Below are 20,088 nucleotides of genomic sequence, written 5' to 3'. Positions count from 1 at the left end.
TGAAGAAAGTGGTGAACTCGTAAAATACTTAACTAATTGAAATATAGTGGTTTTTAAATATTTTTTATTACCTATTCACCATGCGTTCACCAAGTATTCCATCTAACCTTAATATTTTAATTGCTCTTTGGCTTTTAAATTCCATTTATTAGCTAATTCATTCTTGCCCATCTCCAAATAGATTATCGCCAAAGTGAACTGAGCATAGGGATACCCTTGTCCTGCCGATTTAATAAAATTACTTAATCCAATTTCCTTGTCTTTTTTAACTCCTAAACCATTATAATATTGAATCCCTAATATATAGGTAGCATATGGATTTCCTGCTTCGGATGACGATTGACAATACATTAGGCTATCTTTGTATTGTTGACTTAAGTAATATACGAAACATCTGTCTCTTAGAATTACTGGAGTGCTTTCAACATTGCTTCTTGTTGGAATGTTAATTTTACTCATAACTTCTATTGAAGTTTTTACAATTAACTTTTCTTGTTCTTGAGCTTTTCTTGAAGAAGAATTGGTAGGGTTTGAATAGTCAATTACATGTGAATTACGGTCAAAACGGCCGAATGGATCTGAGTTTTTATCCAACTCAATAATCTCCTCTAACGAATAGTCCGGATTTTTTGTAACATAATTTTCTTCTGTATTTACAGAATTTTTAAAAAACAAATAAATAAGAAAAATTGATAATAGAACCGCTAATGATAAAATTGTAATAGAGGCTGTTCTGACTATTACCAATGAAGTTTTTTCTTCAAGGTAAGCAATGAAAAATAAAAAAAGAGCAAGAATAACAAGATAAAAACCACCTGCAAAAATTCCCACAATAAAAACAATAATAGCCAAGACCGAAAGAATAACTGGAATTATCCTCTTTTTTATATTCACTCTCTTTCCTTGAGTAGTTGAAATTTATTTCCTTTCTAGATTATATAGTAATCTGATAGCATCAGGATGGTTTATATATTAGGCCACATCAGAATTAGCACTATTCAATTCGTTGTATTTTTTTGCGCTAGCTTGTTGTAGTTGCTTAAAATCATTTTGATTAAAATGAAGCAACTCCTTTGACAAGTTTTTAACAAGCGCATTCATCTGAATAATTAACTTTTGGCAATGCTGATCAACAAGTGGTTTTTGTTGCTCCCTCTTTGGAGGGCTATCTTCAATATGATGCATTCCAGCAAGAATGAGTTGATTAATAATATTCGACATCGATTCTTTATTATGAATTGATAATGCTGAAAGACGGCTATAAAGAGCATTTGATAATGAAATAGTCAGTCTTGGCATAATTTCTCCTTATAATTCGAGTTCTTTTATTTGTAGAGGCTTTATATTCGGGTGTTTTTGTTTACTAAAATTAAGCTCGCTAATCTGATTCAATTCTTTCTGTTGCTCTAACGATTTCATTTTCTCGATGACGGGTTTAATAGATAGTTTCGTTTGATTTAAAAACCGATTTTCATGATATTTTAGTTGTTCTCTTGAGAGCACATCGATTGAGGCTATTTTTTCATCTTTATTATTGTGAAGCGCTCCAATCAATTGTTCTCGATTATCTGTCACTAACGTCATACCTTGAATAGCACGTGAAATTTGAACATAAAAGTTTTTTAGTGTAGCGCCAAACTGGTGATAGGACTCCATAAGACCAATACCAAATGGAGCATCTTTTCCTTGGACTTTATAGTTAGTGAGCACAAAACTGTAATCCAAATGTTTTAAAGCAGGTTCAGCTTTATCAAGATTTATCATTTCTCCTTCTTTAGTGAGAAATTGAAGCGCTTTTTCATTATCATCATGTAAAGTAACAACCTCACCGTTGCGAAGACCTGCGGCTTTAAAATTTCGCGTCCACATCACCTTGTCACCTTTTCGAAGCTCTAGTTTTTTAGGTTGATACACCTCAATAATTCGCTCAAAAGAGGCAGTGTGTGTTTTGTAACGTGGAAGTAATTTAAGAGGAAAAATAATTTGCTTTCCTTGATCATTCACTAAAGGGAGCACATTATCTTTTCGATGTTTTGCTGTCATGTCGCCAATAGTGAAATAAGTCCCTTGCCTAATTCTTAATGACTTAAAATCCTGATTTAATCGAAGGACGTCCCCTTTTTGATAATAAGCGGCAAAACGAAGTTGAATCGGTTCCAGGGGTTTTGCTTTCAGTGTGTCTTGGTGATAACACGCTTTGCCTAAACTCCCTTCCTCGATTAATCCGTTTCGAATAAGCTCAGTAATTGCTTCTCGATTGGCATGCGTTGGCGCAAAAAGAAGCGTTTCTTCTCGCTCTTTTTGACTTAAGCCCAACCATTTATCCGCAATCCATTGAATTCGCTCTTCATGGGTAGCAAGCTCCTGAACATCAAGTTTATCCAGTGCATCCCTCACCTCCCCTTTTGTAGCATGGTAAACAGCTTCTTTTAATGTTTGGTTGTTTTGACGAACAATCTCATCCATGATGGTTGTTTCAATACCAAAATCTTGCGTTAAACTAAAGATGCGGCCTGTATTAACACTCGGAAGTTGTGCCCTATCACCAACCAATATCAAGCGTGCATTGGTTCGCTCTATCTGCTTTATTAATTCATGGCCTTGAGGGGAGGAAAGCATTGAGGCTTCATCCACAATATAGACCCATTTTTCTCGCCCTCCCCTTTTTGCGTCTTTTAATTCTTGAAGGACAACCGGAAATACATCGGTTTGAATGCCCCCCTTCTTTGCCAGCTCATGGGCTGCAGAACTTGCAACCGTGATGCCGCGAAGTCGATACCCTTTCTCCTCCATTAGAAGACGGGTCTCAGAAAGCATGGTGGTCTTCGCAACACCGGCATAACCTTGAACAGCCAGATAGCGGTCTTTCGATGTTAAAAGCATTGCCATAGCTTCTTTTTGGGATTCCGTCATTGGAAAAACCAGATGAGCTTGGCGTTCTTTTTGGAAAGCCTGTATTTGTTTAAGCGTTGCCATTGAAGACAAGACCTCTTTATTCGCTTCAATACGCGCTAAGGTCTCGGTTTCCAATGTTAAAGCCCAAGGGGTTGTTAACATCCTGGCACCCGTTTCAGGACATCTGCCCTCATAAAGGCCTTGCGTATGCTTTTCCTTGGCAATTATTTGACTTAACGTCTCTTTAGATAGGCTTCCAGCCATCACCAAACTGTGTTTCATACTCTCTGCCAGGAGTGCACGCTCCGTAAAGACACAGTGGCGCTGACTCAGTGTTTCAATAGCTACCGACACACAGGCTTTCGCCTTGTGCTCTTCGGTCTCTTCCCCGCCATTTAAAAATTGTTGTAACTTTGCTTTGATGGTCGAAAAAATGGAATTCGATTTTGAGTAATTCAATTGAGATTGAGAAAATGTCTTTGCATTGAAATGATGATTTTCTGCCCGCTTAAGCCAGTCACTATGAAGGCTTTCGGAGTCATGCAACTCCTTTCCTTCGCGAGAAAGAAGCGTTGCAGTAGATGAGCTTTTAGCCCCCTGCCACCCTTTTTCTTCCATCAATCGTTCAATGTCTTCACGTCGTCGTGAAAATTCATGCAATACGGTTTCTGGTACGCCGTCAATTTCAAATAATCCATCCCCTGTGAGACGTATATGAAACCCTGCTTCTTTTAATTGATTAGCAAGATGTTGGCGATACAAAAGTCCGCCGTAATGAGCATTATTTTGAATTTGCTCGATTACACCATGCTTTCTTGTTGTATCACTGGCTAACGATTTAGCCTTACCCTGAAAAAACGTCAGATTCATCGTGACACAATGGGTATGAAGCGAGGGGTCGTTCGCACGGGAAGTCGGTTGTCTAAATGCCGCCACCAATAGATTACCCGTTTTCTCAAACCGTATTTCGTCTTTATGCCTCACTCTTGTTTCAGCAAATTCGGCTTCCAATTGACTGACTGCATAACGAACGGCCTTATCGTGAAATTGAACTAATTCAGGCGAAATCCCAAGACCTACTAATATTGATAGGCTTTTGGGAGCTGAAAACGTCATGTCAAACCCTGGGCGATGAGCGCCATTATTGGGATTGCAAAGCACTTGTCCACTAGGCAAACGGCCTTCTAATAAGGACAACATCGTTTCTTTATCGACTTCTGCGCCTAACTTAAGAAATTCTTTCCCTTTTCCAAGCCAAACCATGGCTTCTGCATCACTCGCATAATAATCAAAGGCCTTGGTGTAGTATTCTGCCGCCCCTCGTGCTGATTTCAGTGGTTGTATGCTTAGCATTGGTATTAGTCCATGTAATCTATGAGTTTAGTTTCGGTTTTTTTAAAGACCAACTCTTCACCACTGCCTTGGTTCATCTCTTTAAGGGGAGAATTTTTTGTTATAGCTATGGAGGGTTGTAATTGCCGTTCGATAAATGGCATTGCCTTAGAATCACGTTTAGCAAGTGTTAGATGGAGGGTTGTGATGGGATATTCTCCAGGCAGGCGAAGGAAGCAATGCAAATCTTTTAATTCCATGATTTGAGGGTAAGAGACAATCGCTCTTGTGACCCGCTGGGTGCTTAACGAAATCCCATCTCGTATCGAGTTTGCCCCATAGGAATAATTTTCACGGGACTCCTCAATTTCTTCCTCCCCTAATTCGCTGGCCACAAGGCGCGCCATCTCGCTACTCGGACTTCGAAAGAAAAAGCGAGTATTTAAAAGATCAAAAAGCTCCTTAGCCCCACCGGATTGACCATAGACTTTCGTGAGCTGGGCAAAACTCTGCATGCCTAATAGAAAGCAGCCGCCAAACTTGCGCACCTCAGCTATGGTTTCACCCAACAACGGCAGTTTATGAAGACTTGGCAACTCATCACAGACAAACCAGATGCGTCGCGCAGACGATGGCGTCAAACTCAAGAGTGTTAAGGAGGCCATGGCAAGCCACATCGACATCAATGGTTTTAGGGTTTTGTGCTGCTCGCCATTAGACGAAATAAAAAGCCAGCCTGATTTTTCTTCGTTTAAGATGTAATCTCGAATAGAAAAGGCCTCTTTACCTTCCCTGGCAAGCCCCGCCAGGGAGCTTAATGATTTAAGATAGGTGGTAATAACTGCGCGGATGGAAAAGGCCGTTTTCTCAATTTTATCAGAGACAAGAGTCGCTGCTGCTGTCCCCTGAAGGTAGGTCTCAAGCTTTCCAAACTCACTGGTTAAAAGAAGTGATAAAAGGGCTTCAAGTGAACGGTTTTTATCTTTTCGCATGCGAGATGCACAACTTGCAAAGACCGTGCGTGCGGCAGATACCCAGAATGGGTCGGCATCACCGTGCATGGGAATTAAACTCTCAGCCATGTTTTCCAAATCAGAATCTTTCGGTGCTTCCTGCCATAAATCCCAGTTCGGGCAGCGCGAATCAAAGGGATTTAAAATGACATCCCGACCTTCTTCAAAGTAATGCGGAATGAAAGCGCAGCCCTTATCATAGATAATCACTCTATCCCCGCGGGCTCGCAAGGCATCAAGAATTTTCATGATGAGCTGGCTTTTACCTGTACCCACGGTGCCATGTACCAAAAGGTGTTGGACTTCTGAACCTGCAATCAGTGGGAAGCCGTCAATAGTGATGTCTGAATTGGCCTTGTTGCGGACAATGGCCTCCTTCACCTGTGCCTCCGTTTGTAATTTTGATCCGCGAATGAACTGATTGGCACGTTGGGCTTTGCCACGGCGAATAAAGTAAACTGCAAGGGCGGCTCCTGTTGCCAAGGCCAGTGCAAACCCGATTAAGGCCGCATGAGCGCCCTTGGTCAGCATGGCTTCGGCATTCATCCGGTAGTAGGGGTAGTTTACAATCATCTCCACCGGCTGGCGGTATAACTTGCCCTGAAACATCAGAGTGAATACCTGCTTCTTGTTCCCGATCAGATCTAAAAACGAGGCGTAATAGTACACCAATGCCTGGGAAAGTTTTTCAGAGGGGATGGTAAGCCAGCCAATGATGCCGGTTAAAAGCACCCAGGAAAAAAGACAAAACCAGGTAAGTGTTTTGGTGATTTGATCCCACATGCGCAGATTGTGGAAGCTGATTTGCCCACCGCGGGTATAGTGTTTGAAATTAGGTTCATCGCGCATGACAGTTCTCCTTGAATGCGAAACCTGCCAGCTAACGTCCCTGTCCGCTGTATTACGAAATACTTTTTTGTTGCTCGTTATTAACTATACGTAAACAAATGTTACCGTTATCAAGAAGGACTGTTTACACGCATTACCCCACTGGTCAAAGGTGGTTACTTTTATTCACAAATTCGTTGATAACGTCATATACCGTGCTTAAACCGATGCGATTTAATTCGAGCTTAATAAAGAATGAAGTAGCTAGTCCGCTTAAAACAAAGGCGAAAAGGAGCATACCAATCATGACTTCAGGTTTTGCAAAAAAACCAAAAAGCAGACAGAAAAAGGTTAATACCGATAAATACACTATTCCAATCAATTTAAATTTTTTGATCAGTAATCCTCCCGTTTTTAGTTTTTTCTCTAAATGAAAGCGAAAGAGAACCAGCATATTCAGGGGATTGATAAGTAGAAAAGTCATGATGAGGCTTGCAATACTGCCAATAATAAGAGCGCTAAACGCTGAATCAAGTATTGTTGGAAGCGGTGGGCGAAGATAATCGGAATTATAATTAAAGGAGTAAGTCAAAGCCAATGAGACAATCAACAGGATTTTCCAATAAAAGCCAAATCCCAGTTTAGCTAATTGACCATAATAAACACGACCTGGAATAATGTCTGGCGAAATATTTTTAATGTTGCGGATATCATCCTGGATCGCTGATCTTAGTTCTTGAGAGTTCACTTTATTCTCCCTTATCTTTGTGAAGTTCAAACAACCGTTTGGGAAGATTCAGCTTTTCGGGCAGAGCGGTATTGCGTTGTGCCAGATCTTTCCCTTCCACAACGTTTTTAGCATGATCCCCCATTAGATCATGGCGATCGGTCTTAATCAAGGCTTCACCGTCTTTTATTTGATGATTTACCGCGTGCATCCGATTATGGATGCCGGCTTGCAGTATATCGGCTTCATGCTTATCAAAGCCAACCCCTTTTTCTTTACCGCCGCGGGCAATCTCCTCACTGTTACGATTAAAATCCTTTGTAATGAACGCCCCTTTTTGTTCAATGTCAGCGCTTGAGCGCTGATAAAAGTCATTGACTTTTTCCTGAGCACCCTTTGTACCAAATTCATTAATCAGTGCATCACGCCTGTCGACAATAAACTGCTCTCCTAAATGCTGCAGACGATTTAATGCCTGTAAATCACCAGGTTTAGAGAACAGGGCATCCCGTGCCTGCTCCCCAATTTGTGACGCCACAAAAGCAGGAAAGGCCTGATTTAAATCAGTATTGATTTGGGTACTATGCGTCTCTACGAAAGCTTTCGCTTCACTGACGCGCGAGGCGCGAGCAAGACTTGCATCAAGGTTGTGGCTTGCAGTATCAGCCTGTCGCAAATCAGCACCCAGCTGATTAGATAGCGAGGCCGCCTTGGAATGGGAATCATCAAAATGATGGCTTTGGGTAAACTGCTTCACGGTATTAAACGCGTCATTAAAATCACGAGATTCGCGCGCAGAGATTGAGCCATCACTACCGCTGTGATAACGGTCACTGGCGGAAGTTGAGCGGTCAAATTTAAGGTGGGTATCTCCTTTGGCACTAATGCCTAAGCCCCAGTGGGCAATTTTACCGCCAATGCTATGACGGGTATCCATGGAGGCTTGGGCGCTTAAGCCAAAATTGGTGAGGTGAGTCACGGCATCTTCTTTGGAAACCCCCATCCGTGCTGCCACATCCGAGGCAATGTGATTGATGGTGGATAGCGCTTTGGAATACTGGCCAGATTCACTGTCAGAAACCCCCGCTCCTAAACGAAAATCGTGCACTGACAGACTGGATAACTGCATCAAGCGATGGCTCGCAGTGGAAAGCGCCTGATGAAGTTGGGCGCCCTGGCTTCGTGCGGCCTGTGTCGATTGCTCATAGGCCTCATTAAGCGAGGCATTTAAACCATCCGAGGTATTGATGGATAAAGCCCCTCTGGACATCGCAGGACTCGCATCAAAGACTGCCTCGCCACTTCCGGTGATGGTTTTCAAGACCCCTGAAGAAGTTTGTGAAGTACGCATGCCATGCAGATTCGTCCAGTTGGAATCATGCTTGTTGGCCGAGAAATTATTGGCAGAGGTATTGTAGAAGCTCGTTTGCCCAAGACTAAAAGATGCACTTGCGGCTTCCCCTGCCACGGACATGCTGGAACCCTGCATGTGGCTCATCATGCTGGTGGCAAGGTTTGAGAAAGCGCCGCCTAAATTAGACACCAAGCCATGCGATAAAAAGGGAATCATCATCATAAGATAACCGCAGACCCCGCTGATGTCGGCATGCAACTCATCGATTTTGTCGAGGTTGACCATGGTAAAGCTGCCATATTGCGAGGTTGAATGCGCACCCCACATGGTCATTCCGACGTTTAAAATTGCGAAAAGAACCGGCCAGAACTGCAGAGACAGAAAAAACTGCAGATAGCCTGTAACAATGCGCATTCCCTGAGGCAATGTGGCAAGAACAAGCACCAGCGGAAAAAGACCAAAAAGAAGCAACGTTAAGCAGGTATGGGTAATGGGTAAAATCCACAGCGCCTTCTGGCCTAAGACTTCCCAGCTGAAGCGGTGTTGCACCTGTGCTTTCGTGTACTGCTGGTTAATAAGTCCCGCGGTAGAATCGGTAAAAGTCTGATAGCCGGCATGGCCATCGCGCATGGCATTAATCATCATGCTCTGTAGAAAAATATCGCTGGCATCGTTACTTAGCCCCTGATAGTAATTAAAGGCGGATTGCAGATGGGTTTTAAAGAGGGATTCGTAAGTCGTGTTGGCCGGTTTTCCAAAGAAATTAATGCCAAAAAACGTATAGGCTTTTTTAATTTCTGCATCAAGCTTCTGTTTAAGGCTGTATTCACCTTCTGCTTTGGAAGCCTCAAGACAGGAAACAGGCTGGCCATTGACTTTGACGCGTCTTAGAGGAGAGCCTTTCGCTGAAATCAATGCCCAGATATTAGGGCTGTTCGTTAATTCAGCCACCGAGTATTTCTGGTTGATGCGGATATCACCCACTACACAGCTCCTGAAATAGGCATTCATCTCTTCTTTAAGCATTGGGTCTGTGATGCGAAAATCCTTTGCTGCCTGCACCAGACGTGAGCCAAAGAGCATACCGGTCTGAGTATAAAGCAGGTCCTCAGGATAGGGCATGCTTTTCTCGTCAGGGACACTCGGCGGGGGAATATAAAGCAGCGAATCATAGATCTGTGCCAATCCGAGCCCCACCGTGGTTAAAAGACTGGCCGATAAGGCAAAGACCACCGGTACATGATCAACAACCTTTGGATTTTGCGCGGTAACATCATCAATCATGACTGTGGTTTTCGGTAACAGCACGCCATGTACCATCAGCATGTAACCTAAAAACCAGCGGGCAAAAACAAAGGGGTCGCGACTTTTTAAAAAGCCTGCGGCGGCCATAACTATGCCAATTAAAGCCGTTAACCGCAAAAGGCTAGCAAAACTCTGCTGATTAGTAAAAGCGGCCATTGCAGTTAGTACATGCTCAAACAGATCGCCTGCTGCCAGGACATGGATGGTGATGGGTTCGCTCATGGATTTTCCTGTTGTGTGGAGGACGGCATTAGCAGCGCGTCCTCCGTTATCATCAAACCTTCATAACCTGCAGGTTGTCCTGTCCAATCATTTCATCGTTGGCTGCAAGATTCTTCGGCAGCTGAGACTCTATGTCTTCATTGACTGCCACCCGTGGAAGCTTAGTACCTGTGCTTAAGGCATGAAGGGTAGCGCCTATCATGTCTTCACGCTCACTGACCGCCTGCTCACGGTGGCTGACTTTATCCTTACTGAGGCCTAACTCATTTAAGCCCTGTAACAGGGCTAAAGCCTGGGGTTTTGTCGATGGGCAAAGGTGAGCCTCAGGGATAAGGTCAATGGCGCGAAGGCTTGTCTGCAGCGTGCTAAGACTTGCCGATTTAAGCGATTGGCCTACCAGCCAATCAGTGAGCGGTCCTAAGGTCAAAAGAATAAGGCCTGGAAGGGTGAAGGCAGGGTTTGTCAGCATCAGGGCAAGGGAGGCACCAGTCACCAACGTGTGAAATAACTGCCTCTTTAAGTCTGTTTTTAAATCAGCTAACACCCAGGATTGACGCAAACTTGCGGCTTTAGCCTGCCAGCTGGCTGGGGTGGCAACCGGTTTCTGCTCTAAGGCGAGTGAGAGGCAGGCCTGGATAAGTTTTAATCCTGCCACCGTCATGAGACAACCGGCGGACAAAAAGGTTAAGCTGCCAGCCATTGCCCAGAGGGTAAACCCGGTGATAGTGAGTGCGGATAGCCCCGTTTTAAAGAGACGTTGCGCCAGATTTAAGCGCGTTGTTTTTCCTAAGGCCGTGATAAAACTCACACCCTCAATTAATGCACTGACTAACGGCCAGTTTTTAAAGCGGCTAACCACGGGCAGCGTATCTCTAAGCAAAAGCGCCCCGAAGCGCCTTAAGGCAGCCTCCATCCCCTTAAAAAACCCTTGCTGAAAGCCAGCTCCAAAGAGCGCTGTGAAGCTTAATCCTGCGAGCAAGACCTTGCCTCGTTTAGATGGATGGACTGCGTTAATGCATTGCAAGAGCACATCCATATAGGGGTCTGCCATCCAATCCAGCAACTCATGAAGGGTTAAAGCCTCCTTGGAGAGCAAGTGCTTTTTAGTCTCAGAAAGACACTGGCTGTCCATAATCGCGATGATAAAGGGGTCGTCCATCGTCACATCAACCGACTCAAAGAGGTCGCGAGCACTCCTACCCTGCTTTGATACGATAAATTCCAGACGCAGGCGTGTGACATCAAGCGCTTCCCCCTGCAAGTGGTCAAGCACGAGCTCCTTTAGCTGATTGGCGGGAAGGCCTGTTATTTTTTTCATATTTTTTCTCCTTAAGGTTTGGGTTTAAATCAACTGGTGGCCATGGTGGCTGCCACCTGTTTTTCAATACGGGCAATGTTTTCAATCAGCGCCATTTTTTCAGCAAAGAGGTGGCTTACGCGTGGGTTTAACGCCATGACCTCCCCTTTGGCCTCCCTGATTCGTTTTTCAATGAGATGGAGCAGGCTCTCATTCATTTCTGACCCTGCACTCGCTGCCGCCACCTCACTTAAAAGACCGTTTAAATAATGAGTAAGAAGGTCATGGGCAATTAGCCCTGCATACTCTTCCATATCCACCGAGAGGGAGGCGTATTCACTCGTATGAAGAACGGTTAAAAACTTCAATACTGGCAGGGTAAAATTCGCCAAAATGCCCTGAATGCCTTTATCATCGAGAGTATCTGCGACAATCGCTGCATTGACTCGCTCAATCATGGCGCGGACTTTAAAGACCAATGTGGCACTTTCAGGCAGGGTAAAATCGACCAGTTTGACCTTAAGGCACTTCGTTTTCTCATCACATTGCCAGCGCTTAGCCCCTTGCCCGCCGGTTAAAAGCGTTTGAATGAACTGTGGGCTTGTGGCAAGGGAGGGAACGTGAGTCACCTTGCCCTCCCTGTCGATAATGAGCGTACCTGTTAAACTCATCACCATCTCAGCGAGTTCCGCATCCAGGCTTAAGAAGGATTTCTCCTTAAGAATCGACCAGACGATGTTTTTATTAATCACCACCTGCTTTTGACGCTCAGGGTCTTTTTCAGCCTTGTCCATTACCTGATGAAACCCAGAACCGGCACAGGCATTACGTGCCTTAACGTAATCGGAGAAAAGCCCCTCTTTTCCTTGTGATGCCTGGTCTTTACAGATTTTCTGCTGGCTTTCAGCGGTTTTGGGATACACACCGCCAACTAAGTTTTGCGAGAGCTGGCAGGAGTTAATACTCGCCTGATTAGCCATCTGTTGCAGTTGTTGTAAATAATCGCGCACCTGCTTTAATTCAGGCACGGTGGAAGCCAGCATCACGTCAACGGCATAAGCACCGGTATTGGTCATCACCGCTTTCCCTAAATCAACCAGTTTCTGCTCGCTTAAAAAACTTAAGGAACCCAAATGCAAATCAATACCGCCACAGCCTGAACGATAGGAGGGTAAATCAAGCTGAACCAGCTGGTACTGGCGCACTGCCCCTCTTGCATAGAGGGAACCTGCCCCAAAAAAACCGGCCGCCTGGGATTCAAAGGCAGCGGGTGAGGTCACGTTGGAGGCCATCCCAACGCCATCAAAAAAATGGTTTAAATCACTTTCAATGCCGGCATAAACACTTGTTTGGCTTATAAGTAGTGCTGCTAAAAGAAGTCTCCTCATAAGGATTCCCCTTGCGCTTCGTAGGCGTTTATGCGAGAAATTAAAGTCTCCATGCGGGCATTGAGCTCATAAGCCTCCATAGCCCCTATACTCACCGGATAAAGGGCTTTCGTTTTTGGATTGACCACAAAAAGCGCTGGGTACTCAATTGGCTTGTCTCTAAAAGCGGCTGTCAGCCACTCGGAGGTTGCGGGCAGAAAATCATCAAAGTCAGGTAAGGCCTTGTCATCCAGGCTTAAAGGAAGAACCGCCACTTGATTCTCATCCGCATAGCGGCGAACAATGGGTGCAAAGCGCTGACAATGCGGGCATTCGCTGCCATAGAAAAAAACAAGGCCATGGGTTTTAAAAAAAGGCTCGGTTGCTTGTACTGTTAAGCTCATCAGAATCAGCATTAATGCAATCAATCGCGTCATTCATCGTCTCCATTAAAATGGGTGGCCACCTGGTTAATCCGGGCAATGAGCACATCCTGGGTTAGAAGGCCAAAGGCTACTGGTTGGGTTTTCCCGGTTTTAGGATTGGCCAGCAACAACGCTGGAAAGTAGCGCACACCAAGCCGATTGGCCTGCCCTCTATCAAGGCGTGTGTCGGGAAGACTTGCGGCTTTTACGCCATCCACACTCACGGGAATGAGGCTAAATTGATGGGTCTTGCAGAAATCAAGAAGGATTGGGATTTGCTTTAAGTCATAAGCACTCTGACCCCGATAGAAAAATAAAAACCCCTGCGTGTTGGCAAGCTGTTTTAGGCGCTTAAGATGAAGACGTTCACGACGTGCGTCGGTTAATCGGACACCTGCCTGACTCACCGGATGGGTCACGGTGTAGTCGTATTGCGGATAGGCTAACAGGGTTTTCTGAAACAAGGCTTTGAAACGTGAGGACTCTGCAAGCCAGTAATCCTGAAGACTTAAAAAGGCGCGCATGTCCTCCACTTTTTTCGTCTGGCGCGCTTTATGAAGCGCTTCCATGGTATAGAAATGCAACACGGCATCGCGTTCACTGAAACTAAGTTGGTTAAAAGGTTTTCCCTGTGGTTTGGCTTCCATTTGCGGGCTTTCCTCTTTAGGCAGGCTATACCAGAGGAAACCGACCGGACGTTCAGAGGCATATGCCGTAAGGGTTAGAAGCCCTAGCAGAATCATAATCAAGGGCTTAATCATGGGATTTCTCCCTGTATTGCGCTTCAATAGCCGATTTTAAGCGTTCACTACTGATGCTCTCATCAGGCAATCGCATTCTTGATTGAATCTCATCAGTTAATGGGGAGAAGTTAAGGGCGTCAAAACGGATTGCGGCTAGCTCCTCCGGACTAATCCCGCGGCAATCCGGGGTTTTGGCCGTGCCAAAACTTAGCTTCAGCTGCCCGCCCCTGCCCTCACGTTGCACAATGGCAGCAATCAGACTTGGAAAGACACAATAGACGTGGATTTTTTCAAGCCCGTCTTTGTAATGACCTAAATAGATTGCGCGATTCTCATGACGTGCCTTGATTAATTCCTGCATGGATGCAGGACAATGAACCACCCAATCCCCCCAGCCGCTATCGCGACAGCAATCCCGAACCCCTGCAATGGTTTTTTTGCAGGTTAACGACTTGCCCGCAAAGGCATTGGGCTTTCCTGTGGCGGCTGTTTCTGCAATACCGCCCGCACTTGCCGCAAGGACTGCAAGGCTTGAAAGGCCTTCCTGAATATCATTGGATTGTTCCAAAACCGTGTTATCGCACGCGCCATCGGCGCAATGAGGTTTTCCAGGGCAGATGAGGCGCGTCTTGCTACAGGGCTTTGCGCAAGCAAAGGTTTGCTGCCAGGCATCGCAAAACCCTGACGTGTCATGCATGCAGAGGGAATTTGTCTGGCTGCAGCCTGCTGACATCAACGTTTTGCACCCGCTTTTGAGCTCCCCTTGACAGTGGTAGGTGTTTTTAATGCCCCAGCAGGCACGCTTAAGAGGATAGCCCTCAATGACCTTGCTTTGATTCGCGTCAATACAAGCTTCCCCTGGCTCCATCATACATTGGTTGCTACTCAGTTTTTGCTGCAAGCTATAGCAGTTTTCAGGAACCCAGTGGTCTTCGGGCAGCCATTGGGTGAGGGTTACTTTGAGGGTCTTGATGTACTCGCCATAAGCGCCGTTAGCAGTCATCGCAAGGGTTGCTACAGGATTCGCACAAGTCGGTGCCTGAACGATTTTAACAGGCGCGCCATTATCGCTGACCGCAAGACTTAAGCGGTGGCAATTTAGGCTTAACTGGATTTGTTGGCTCAAGCTGCAGGGGTGATACGGGTCACACGTGGTCAAGTGCAGGAGATAAGGCTCGTTGCTGCTGCCCGTTGCCAAGCGTTCAATGGTTTGGGTGACCGGTTTAAAACGGATTTCAAGGGTTTTGCCGCAGGCTTTAGTCTGCCAGAGCCGTTGTTCCTGGCAGGTCTTGCTTTCTTGTTCTCCCCTACAAGTCGCCGGCACTTCGTAACAGCGGCCATCAAGCTCCACCGCTCCCTTTTCGAGCAAGGTTTCAGCGTATTGCAACTCCGATGCGTTAGGATTGGGGCGAACTCTGGCGCGTGCTTTAGCCTGATTGCGGATGAAGGTGGCTGTCTCATTCTCTTTTACCCGCTTAAGTGCTTCGGCCTGCAATCCCTCTTTGTCTTGCGAGGCTAGATTGGTTTCTTTAGGATTAGGGCTGTAACCCTCAATCACCGTGGCGGGATTAAAACGGCTCATGGCATTAAGTACGTCATTTCCCGTTTGCGGCGCGCAAAAGACGCCAGCTGCCCACAACAGATTAACAATCATCACCAGGGATTTAATCATGAGTGAGACTCCTCACGAAGGCGTTGGTTAATCCCGCATCCCCTTCCACTAATCGATAAAGCCCCTCTTTAAGCCTTAAATTGCCATAGAGCACATCAAAACGATGTCCTTCGGCCACCACCAGTGCCGGTACCTGTTGGATACCAAAGCGCTCAAAGGCGGTGGGGTCAATCTGCAAAGTCAAATTGGGGATGTCGCGACTTAAGGTCATGAGCCTCTCAGCGGTTTTAGCCATAGAATTGTCAATGAGCCCATTTAAAACCACGGGAATTTGATAATCAGCGGCCTCTTTAAGTGTCGCTTCAAGCAGGGTTTGGGGCATCGAAAAACTCACGCATACCATCACTTCCAAGGCATAAGTCAATTGCCCAGTGAAAAGGAGTGTTGCGAGCAGGATTACTTTTCTCATGTTCACCACCACACACAGTTTCGTTTGCGCCACACCAAAAACCCATACTGGTCAGGCGTTTGCGGTTTGATTTTTCCGGCTTCCCAGGCGAGCGTTGAAAACCCTGACGGGTAGCAATGCCTGCCATCAGCAACCTGATTGACCATCTCGTAGCGGTAGCGTGATTTAGGCGTGACCGGAATATGCTTTGGGGTGCAGATTGAGCCTACTTCAGGACTTGAGTCGCTGATGAGTGCTTCCCGATGCAATTTAAAGTTGAGCCGCTCCGTCAGTAAAAGGGCGGTTTGTACGGGGGATAAGGGCGCATTCACTTGTCCGGTTAAGGGGAAAATACTGCCCTGGCTACCAGCACACCAAAAGAGGGTATCCTGCGGTTTTTTGGTGAGCGTTGAGGATAGCGCGTCTGCAGCACAGGAACCTTGCGCCACCGGATTACCAAAAAGGACTGATTCAGGGCTTAAGACAAAACTCATCTCGGAATCACGCCAGGTGGGGTCAAGTTCGGTAAGATAAGCAATGTCAAAATCGCCTGCTTCCATGCAGCCGGCAGAGGTGATGAGATTCAGCCAGTTAATCAGCGGGTACTTATACCAGTGGACATGGAAAAAGGCGCGGGTTTGCGCACCACTTAAGGCAACCTGGCGACCTCCCCTCCCTTGTTTTAAACCTAAGTTGAGCCGATGGCCGCCTAAATTGACGAAGCAATAAGGGGTGTCGGTCACATCAGTGAGTGCCATTGGTTCCCAAAAACCGATGTTAAGCCCGATTTTAACCCCTAATTTGGTCGGGCAACTGCCTAAAGGACTTTTAGCATTGTCCGTATCAGGAAGGGAGGAGTGCACGACTTTGGCCGCCCCAATGGATAAGGGAAAGAGACAGCGCCAACAGACATCGGTGATGGGATTGACGAAATGGCCGCTGCAGTTTAAGCCGTGACTGACCAGCGGCAGCAAAGACAGCAGAATGAGGAGTAGTTTAGCGCGCATCAAAGGCCTCCTTGAATGGCGAACTCTTCAATCAAAAGGTCATTGCCGTCTCGCGTGACTTTGGCAGGAACTGACTGAATGCTAAGTTTTGTGGTAATCCGTCCCGCCTGGTCAAAATAAATTGCCGTCTTAAAAATGGACTCCGCCTCATCAATCGCCCCACCGGTTAATATCAGTTTGGGGTTAGTGCAGGTGGGCATGACCTTAAGTGCCCAGCGCCGCTGTACAACATCCTCGTTGTTGAAAAAAAGCCAGCAGGGTTGATAAGCCGGTAATTCCTTTAAGGCATTCACGGTGGTGCCGGCAGGATAGATAAGCCGGCCTGATAAATCCCTGATGGGTTGGGTTAAGCGAAGCGCAGGCCGCCAGTGATGAATGCGTGTTTTTTGTGCGCGCGGAAGGTTTAAAGGGGTGGGCTTAAGCACCTGGCGGCTTACTTCTGCCCGCCACTGTTGATTAAAGGAATCCCATTCCCCTGTGGCCACGAGTTTCTTAAGGCGTGATTCAATCAGGTGCAAAAAACTCTCCTCAGCAATGGGGAAGACAGCGCCATAAATCCCAAAGGATTTCGCCTGAAGAAGGCCTGCCGAAAGGCAAAGCATCATGGTTAATGCCAGTTCTTTCATGATGCACGCTTCATGGTTTGAGCCACCCTTCCCGCAATGGTGTCCGTGATATCAGCACCACCAAAGGCGACCGCCTCTTTCCTAAGCACTAATTGATGAGGATGAGATGCGCGGTAAAAATCCAGGCTTTCCCGCAAGGCTCGCTTGAATTTCAGTGTTGTTTCGCTAATTTTTTCATCCTTCACACGGTGTTCTGCAAGCTGGGTAATGAAGTGTTTTGTTAACGCCTTTTTATCAAAGACAGCAACCCTTTCCTCTCGTATCCAAAAGAGAACTGCCATCAGTGCTAACGCCGCTACAGAAAAGACTGCATTAATAGTCGTCATACGTGCTCCGGATAATAGTGTTGCGTGACGCGAGCTACAGCGTCAGTCAATGGCACGCCTTCTTTCAGCAGCGCTTCAATGGCACCGAATTCATCCCCTGAGGTCGAAAAAAGAACGCGTGAGAAGGGGTCGCAGAAGAAGCGATGAAAGGTGGTGTGATTGCCTGAGCAAATCATGAGATTGGAAAAACCTTGAAGCTTCGCTTTGCCAAAAGATTGCAAAAGCTCCTGTTGCAAAGGATTTAATAGTTTAGGGTGACTGGCAATGAAGCCCGCCAGATTTTCCTGGCGCATAATGATTTTGGTATCAGAGCAGGCAGCGACAGCGCGTGCCTGAGGGGTATCATCCGTATCCTCCTGAATTTGGGTAACAACGGTAAAGCCGGCATTGTATTTTCGTGCGGTTCGAAAACCGTGAGCAATGAAATCCGCCTGGACTGGATTTGCACCTTTGGCGAGAAACTGCCATGCCTCATCAATGACGCAGCGTTTGCGTTTTCGGCGGTCTGACTGGTAGAACTGCCCCTGAATGATGACTATCATCACATAAAGAACGATTTTTAATAGTTCTGGGTTGTCTTTTAAACCACCCATTTCCAGCACCACAAACCTTGAGTCCGTTAAAAGCGGTGTTTCAGCATTAAAAAGCGCTCCATAAAGACCTTCAGCCCCGTAGTCGTCCAGTAACAGCAACAGGTCTTTTAAACGAACATCATGGTCTGAATCAGGCAGCATACCTCTTAACGTCGTGAGGATGTCGTCCATCGTCGAGGCACGACCTTTGGCTTTCCAGCAGGTTCTCACTGCCTGCAGCAGCCATTTTTTCTGTACCGGACTCACCGGTGCATCAGGGGAGGCCATGATAGCGAGTAAGTCTCTGATTTGAATGCAGTTACTTATCATATTGCCGTCAACTTCTACGGAGCCTTCGAAATCAAACAGCGTAAAAGGGTTAAGGCTTAACGACGCCGCATCGAGATAAGTACCCCCTACCAGCTCACAAAGATGCTTGTAAGAGTCGCCTAAATCAATCACAAAAATCTGCTCACCACGCGCAAGACCATCTAAAATCTGTGCCTGCTGAAAAAAACTTTTACCCGCCCCGCTTCCTGCCACAGTCAGCTGATTGTAATTTGAGATGGCGCGAGTGCGATCATCAAAGGTATTTAAGAAGAAAATCTGGTTACGGCAGGTTGGCAGCAAAAGCCCCTCCGCTGAACCCTTGGAGTCAGCGACCACCGGCAGAAGGTTAGCCACATTCCAATGCGTCAGACGCTTGGTAAGACCTAGCTGCTCAAGGCTTTTAAAAAGTCCTTCCTGGCTTAGAAAAGGAAGGCTTGTTAAAAAGCGCGGCCATTGGCATAAGCGGCTTTGGACAAGTTTAAATCCTGAGCTTTCATAGCATCCTATCGCTTTCGCGACTTGCTCACGTTCCCGCTCTCGGGTTGTATAAAGCGTCAGGTTATAAAACACAGGAAGGAGATGAAGCTCTCCTTTGTCCGCTTGTTCATGAACAAAACGCCACTCAGCGGCTTCTTCAATAATTCCTGGGTGCATCATGCGTTGAATCGCGTTGCTGTTCGCGGTTAGTGATTTAGCACGCGACTTCGCTTCTGCTTTGGCCGCATCCTGATTGATGCCGCGTACTGTCAGGGATAACAGGAAAGGGCAGTCAATGCCTCGCTTCAATGATAAGAGGTTCGCGAATAAATCGGGGCTTTGCCAAAGTGCAAAAGGCTGTTTCGGTAATCCCTTAAGCTCGCAATTAATCAGACGTGCGCTTTGCTGCTCCCCTTTACTATCCGCGAGCGTTAAATTAATGCCCTGCTCATCGATTTCGTAGAGCGCTGTCCCATCAAGGAGGCGGTCGCTTAAATAGCCCCCCTCGTCGTCAGTTGCAGGCCATCTCCCCTGACTGAAATTAGGGGAAAGTAAGGCGCGAAGAAGGGTCGCAAAATCGTCTTCACTTAAACGTGCGAGATTAAGACCGGCCACCTTAAGCTCGGCTTCAAAATCCTCACGAAGACGCGATAAGGTGAGAGCGGACTCCTGGTCAGACTTGACACTGACAAAAAGAAAACAACAGTAATCACTTAAAGTCGCCGGAATGCCAAGGTTGTTGGGATAGCCTTCCTGGCGTGCTTTGTCGTGATAGCGAAGGCTTAACCCCGCAAGTTCCGCCATGATACCGCCCGCTTTAAAATAAGGGGCGTAATTGGACGAGAGCGTTTCGGAAAGCCAAGGGTGCTTATAGAGTAGCACCGTGCAATCGACCCCTTCAGTCAGCCTGTTTTTAAAGAGTGACGCAAGGGTGTTCATCAGGGTTTCATCGGCACCCGACAAAGGCATTACCTGCAGGCCAAAACCTAAGGAGCTTCGATTGACAAAAAAGCCCGCCTCATTAACCCGCTCATAGGGCAAAAGGCTTTGGATGGAGGGCAGGTCAAGCTCGACACTGGCTGCGGCATTGGCTTGACTGACTAACGAAGGCGGTTTTAAATCAGAGCCTTCACCAAGGGTGGTGCTTAATAGGTGAAGACCCAACCGAATCCTGTCGCGTAA

General features: G+C 46.5%; 16 protein-coding genes. All 16 read right to left on the bottom strand.

Features of this window, described 5'->3' with window-relative positions; all coding sequences use genetic code 11:
- Positions 1-108: 108 nt before the first annotated feature.
- Complete coding sequence (locus DYC89_RS16450) at positions 109-894, bottom strand: tetratricopeptide repeat protein (protein WP_181879311.1); 786 nt, start codon at positions 892-894, stop codon at positions 109-111.
- Positions 895-972: 78 nt separating this feature from the next.
- Positions 973-1,299, bottom strand: a complete 327-nt coding sequence (locus DYC89_RS03625) for a hypothetical protein (RefSeq protein WP_115220543.1) — start codon at positions 1,297-1,299, stop codon at positions 973-975.
- Positions 1,300-1,308: 9 nt separating this feature from the next.
- The gene (mobF, locus tag DYC89_RS03620; RefSeq protein ID WP_115220542.1) at positions 1,309-4,248 is read right to left on the bottom strand and encodes a MobF family relaxase; all 2,940 of its coding nucleotides are present in this window, start codon (positions 4,246-4,248) and stop codon (positions 1,309-1,311) included.
- Positions 4,249-4,253: 5 nt separating this feature from the next.
- Positions 4,254-6,089, bottom strand: coding sequence for a type IV conjugative transfer system coupling protein TraD (gene traD, locus DYC89_RS03615; protein ID WP_115220541.1), 1,836 nt, complete (start codon positions 6,087-6,089; stop codon positions 4,254-4,256).
- A gap of 145 nt (positions 6,090-6,234) precedes the next feature.
- On the bottom strand, positions 6,235-6,816 hold the full coding sequence (locus DYC89_RS03610) for a hypothetical protein (RefSeq protein ID WP_115220540.1): 582 nt from the start codon (positions 6,814-6,816) through the stop codon (positions 6,235-6,237).
- 1 nt (position 6,817) lies between these two features.
- Positions 6,818-9,676 (bottom strand): conjugal transfer mating-pair stabilization protein TraG, encoded by a 2,859-nt coding sequence (traG, locus tag DYC89_RS03605; protein WP_115220539.1) that lies wholly within the window; start codon positions 9,674-9,676, stop codon positions 6,818-6,820.
- A gap of 52 nt (positions 9,677-9,728) precedes the next feature.
- Positions 9,729-10,994: a hypothetical protein gene (locus DYC89_RS03600; protein WP_115220538.1), complete on the bottom strand. Its 1,266-nt coding sequence runs from the start codon at positions 10,992-10,994 to the stop codon at positions 9,729-9,731.
- 29 nt (positions 10,995-11,023) lie between these two features.
- Positions 11,024-12,361: a conjugal transfer protein TraH gene (locus tag DYC89_RS03595; RefSeq protein ID WP_115220537.1), complete on the bottom strand. Its 1,338-nt coding sequence runs from the start codon at positions 12,359-12,361 to the stop codon at positions 11,024-11,026.
- Positions 12,358-12,777, bottom strand: a complete 420-nt coding sequence (gene traF, locus DYC89_RS03590; protein WP_115220536.1) for a conjugal transfer protein TraF — start codon at positions 12,775-12,777, stop codon at positions 12,358-12,360. The genes DYC89_RS03595 and traF (DYC89_RS03590) overlap by 4 nt, the downstream gene beginning before the upstream one ends.
- Entirely contained in the window at positions 12,774-13,553 is a 780-nt protein-coding gene (gene traF, locus DYC89_RS03585) for a type-F conjugative transfer system pilin assembly protein TraF (protein WP_245953944.1), read from the bottom strand. Before traF (DYC89_RS03585) ends, traF (DYC89_RS03590) begins: the two co-directional genes overlap by 4 nt.
- Positions 13,519-15,180: a conjugal transfer protein TraN gene (gene traN, locus DYC89_RS03580; protein WP_115220534.1), complete on the bottom strand. Its 1,662-nt coding sequence runs from the start codon at positions 15,178-15,180 to the stop codon at positions 13,519-13,521. The genes traF (DYC89_RS03585) and traN overlap by 35 nt, the downstream gene beginning before the upstream one ends.
- Complete coding sequence (gene trbC, locus DYC89_RS03575; protein ID WP_115220533.1) at positions 15,173-15,589, bottom strand: type-F conjugative transfer system pilin assembly protein TrbC; 417 nt, start codon at positions 15,587-15,589, stop codon at positions 15,173-15,175. The genes traN and trbC overlap by 8 nt, the downstream gene beginning before the upstream one ends.
- A 2-nt stretch (positions 15,590-15,591) precedes the next feature.
- Positions 15,592-16,575 (bottom strand): conjugal transfer pilus assembly protein TraU, encoded by a 984-nt coding sequence (gene traU, locus DYC89_RS03570; RefSeq protein WP_115220532.1) that lies wholly within the window; start codon positions 16,573-16,575, stop codon positions 15,592-15,594.
- Positions 16,575-17,201 carry a type-F conjugative transfer system protein TraW gene (gene traW / locus DYC89_RS03565; protein WP_115220531.1) on the bottom strand — a complete coding sequence of 209 codons (627 nt, stop codon included), beginning with the start codon at positions 17,199-17,201 and terminating at the stop codon, positions 16,575-16,577. Before traW ends, traU begins: the two co-directional genes overlap by 1 nt.
- A complete protein-coding gene (locus DYC89_RS03560; protein WP_115220530.1) occupies positions 17,198-17,527 on the bottom strand; it encodes a TrbI F-type domain-containing protein in 330 nt (109 codons plus the stop codon). Before DYC89_RS03560 ends, traW begins: the two co-directional genes overlap by 4 nt.
- Positions 17,524-20,070, bottom strand: a complete 2,547-nt coding sequence (traC, locus tag DYC89_RS03555; protein WP_245953943.1) for a type IV secretion system protein TraC — start codon at positions 20,068-20,070, stop codon at positions 17,524-17,526. The genes DYC89_RS03560 and traC overlap by 4 nt, the downstream gene beginning before the upstream one ends.
- Positions 20,071-20,088 lie beyond the last annotated feature (18 nt).

Source organism: Legionella donaldsonii (genome assembly GCF_900452385.1).
GTDB classification, from domain to species: domain Bacteria; phylum Pseudomonadota; class Gammaproteobacteria; order Legionellales; family Legionellaceae; genus Tatlockia; species Tatlockia donaldsonii.
This window is presented reverse-complemented; position numbering and strand designations above follow the sequence as displayed.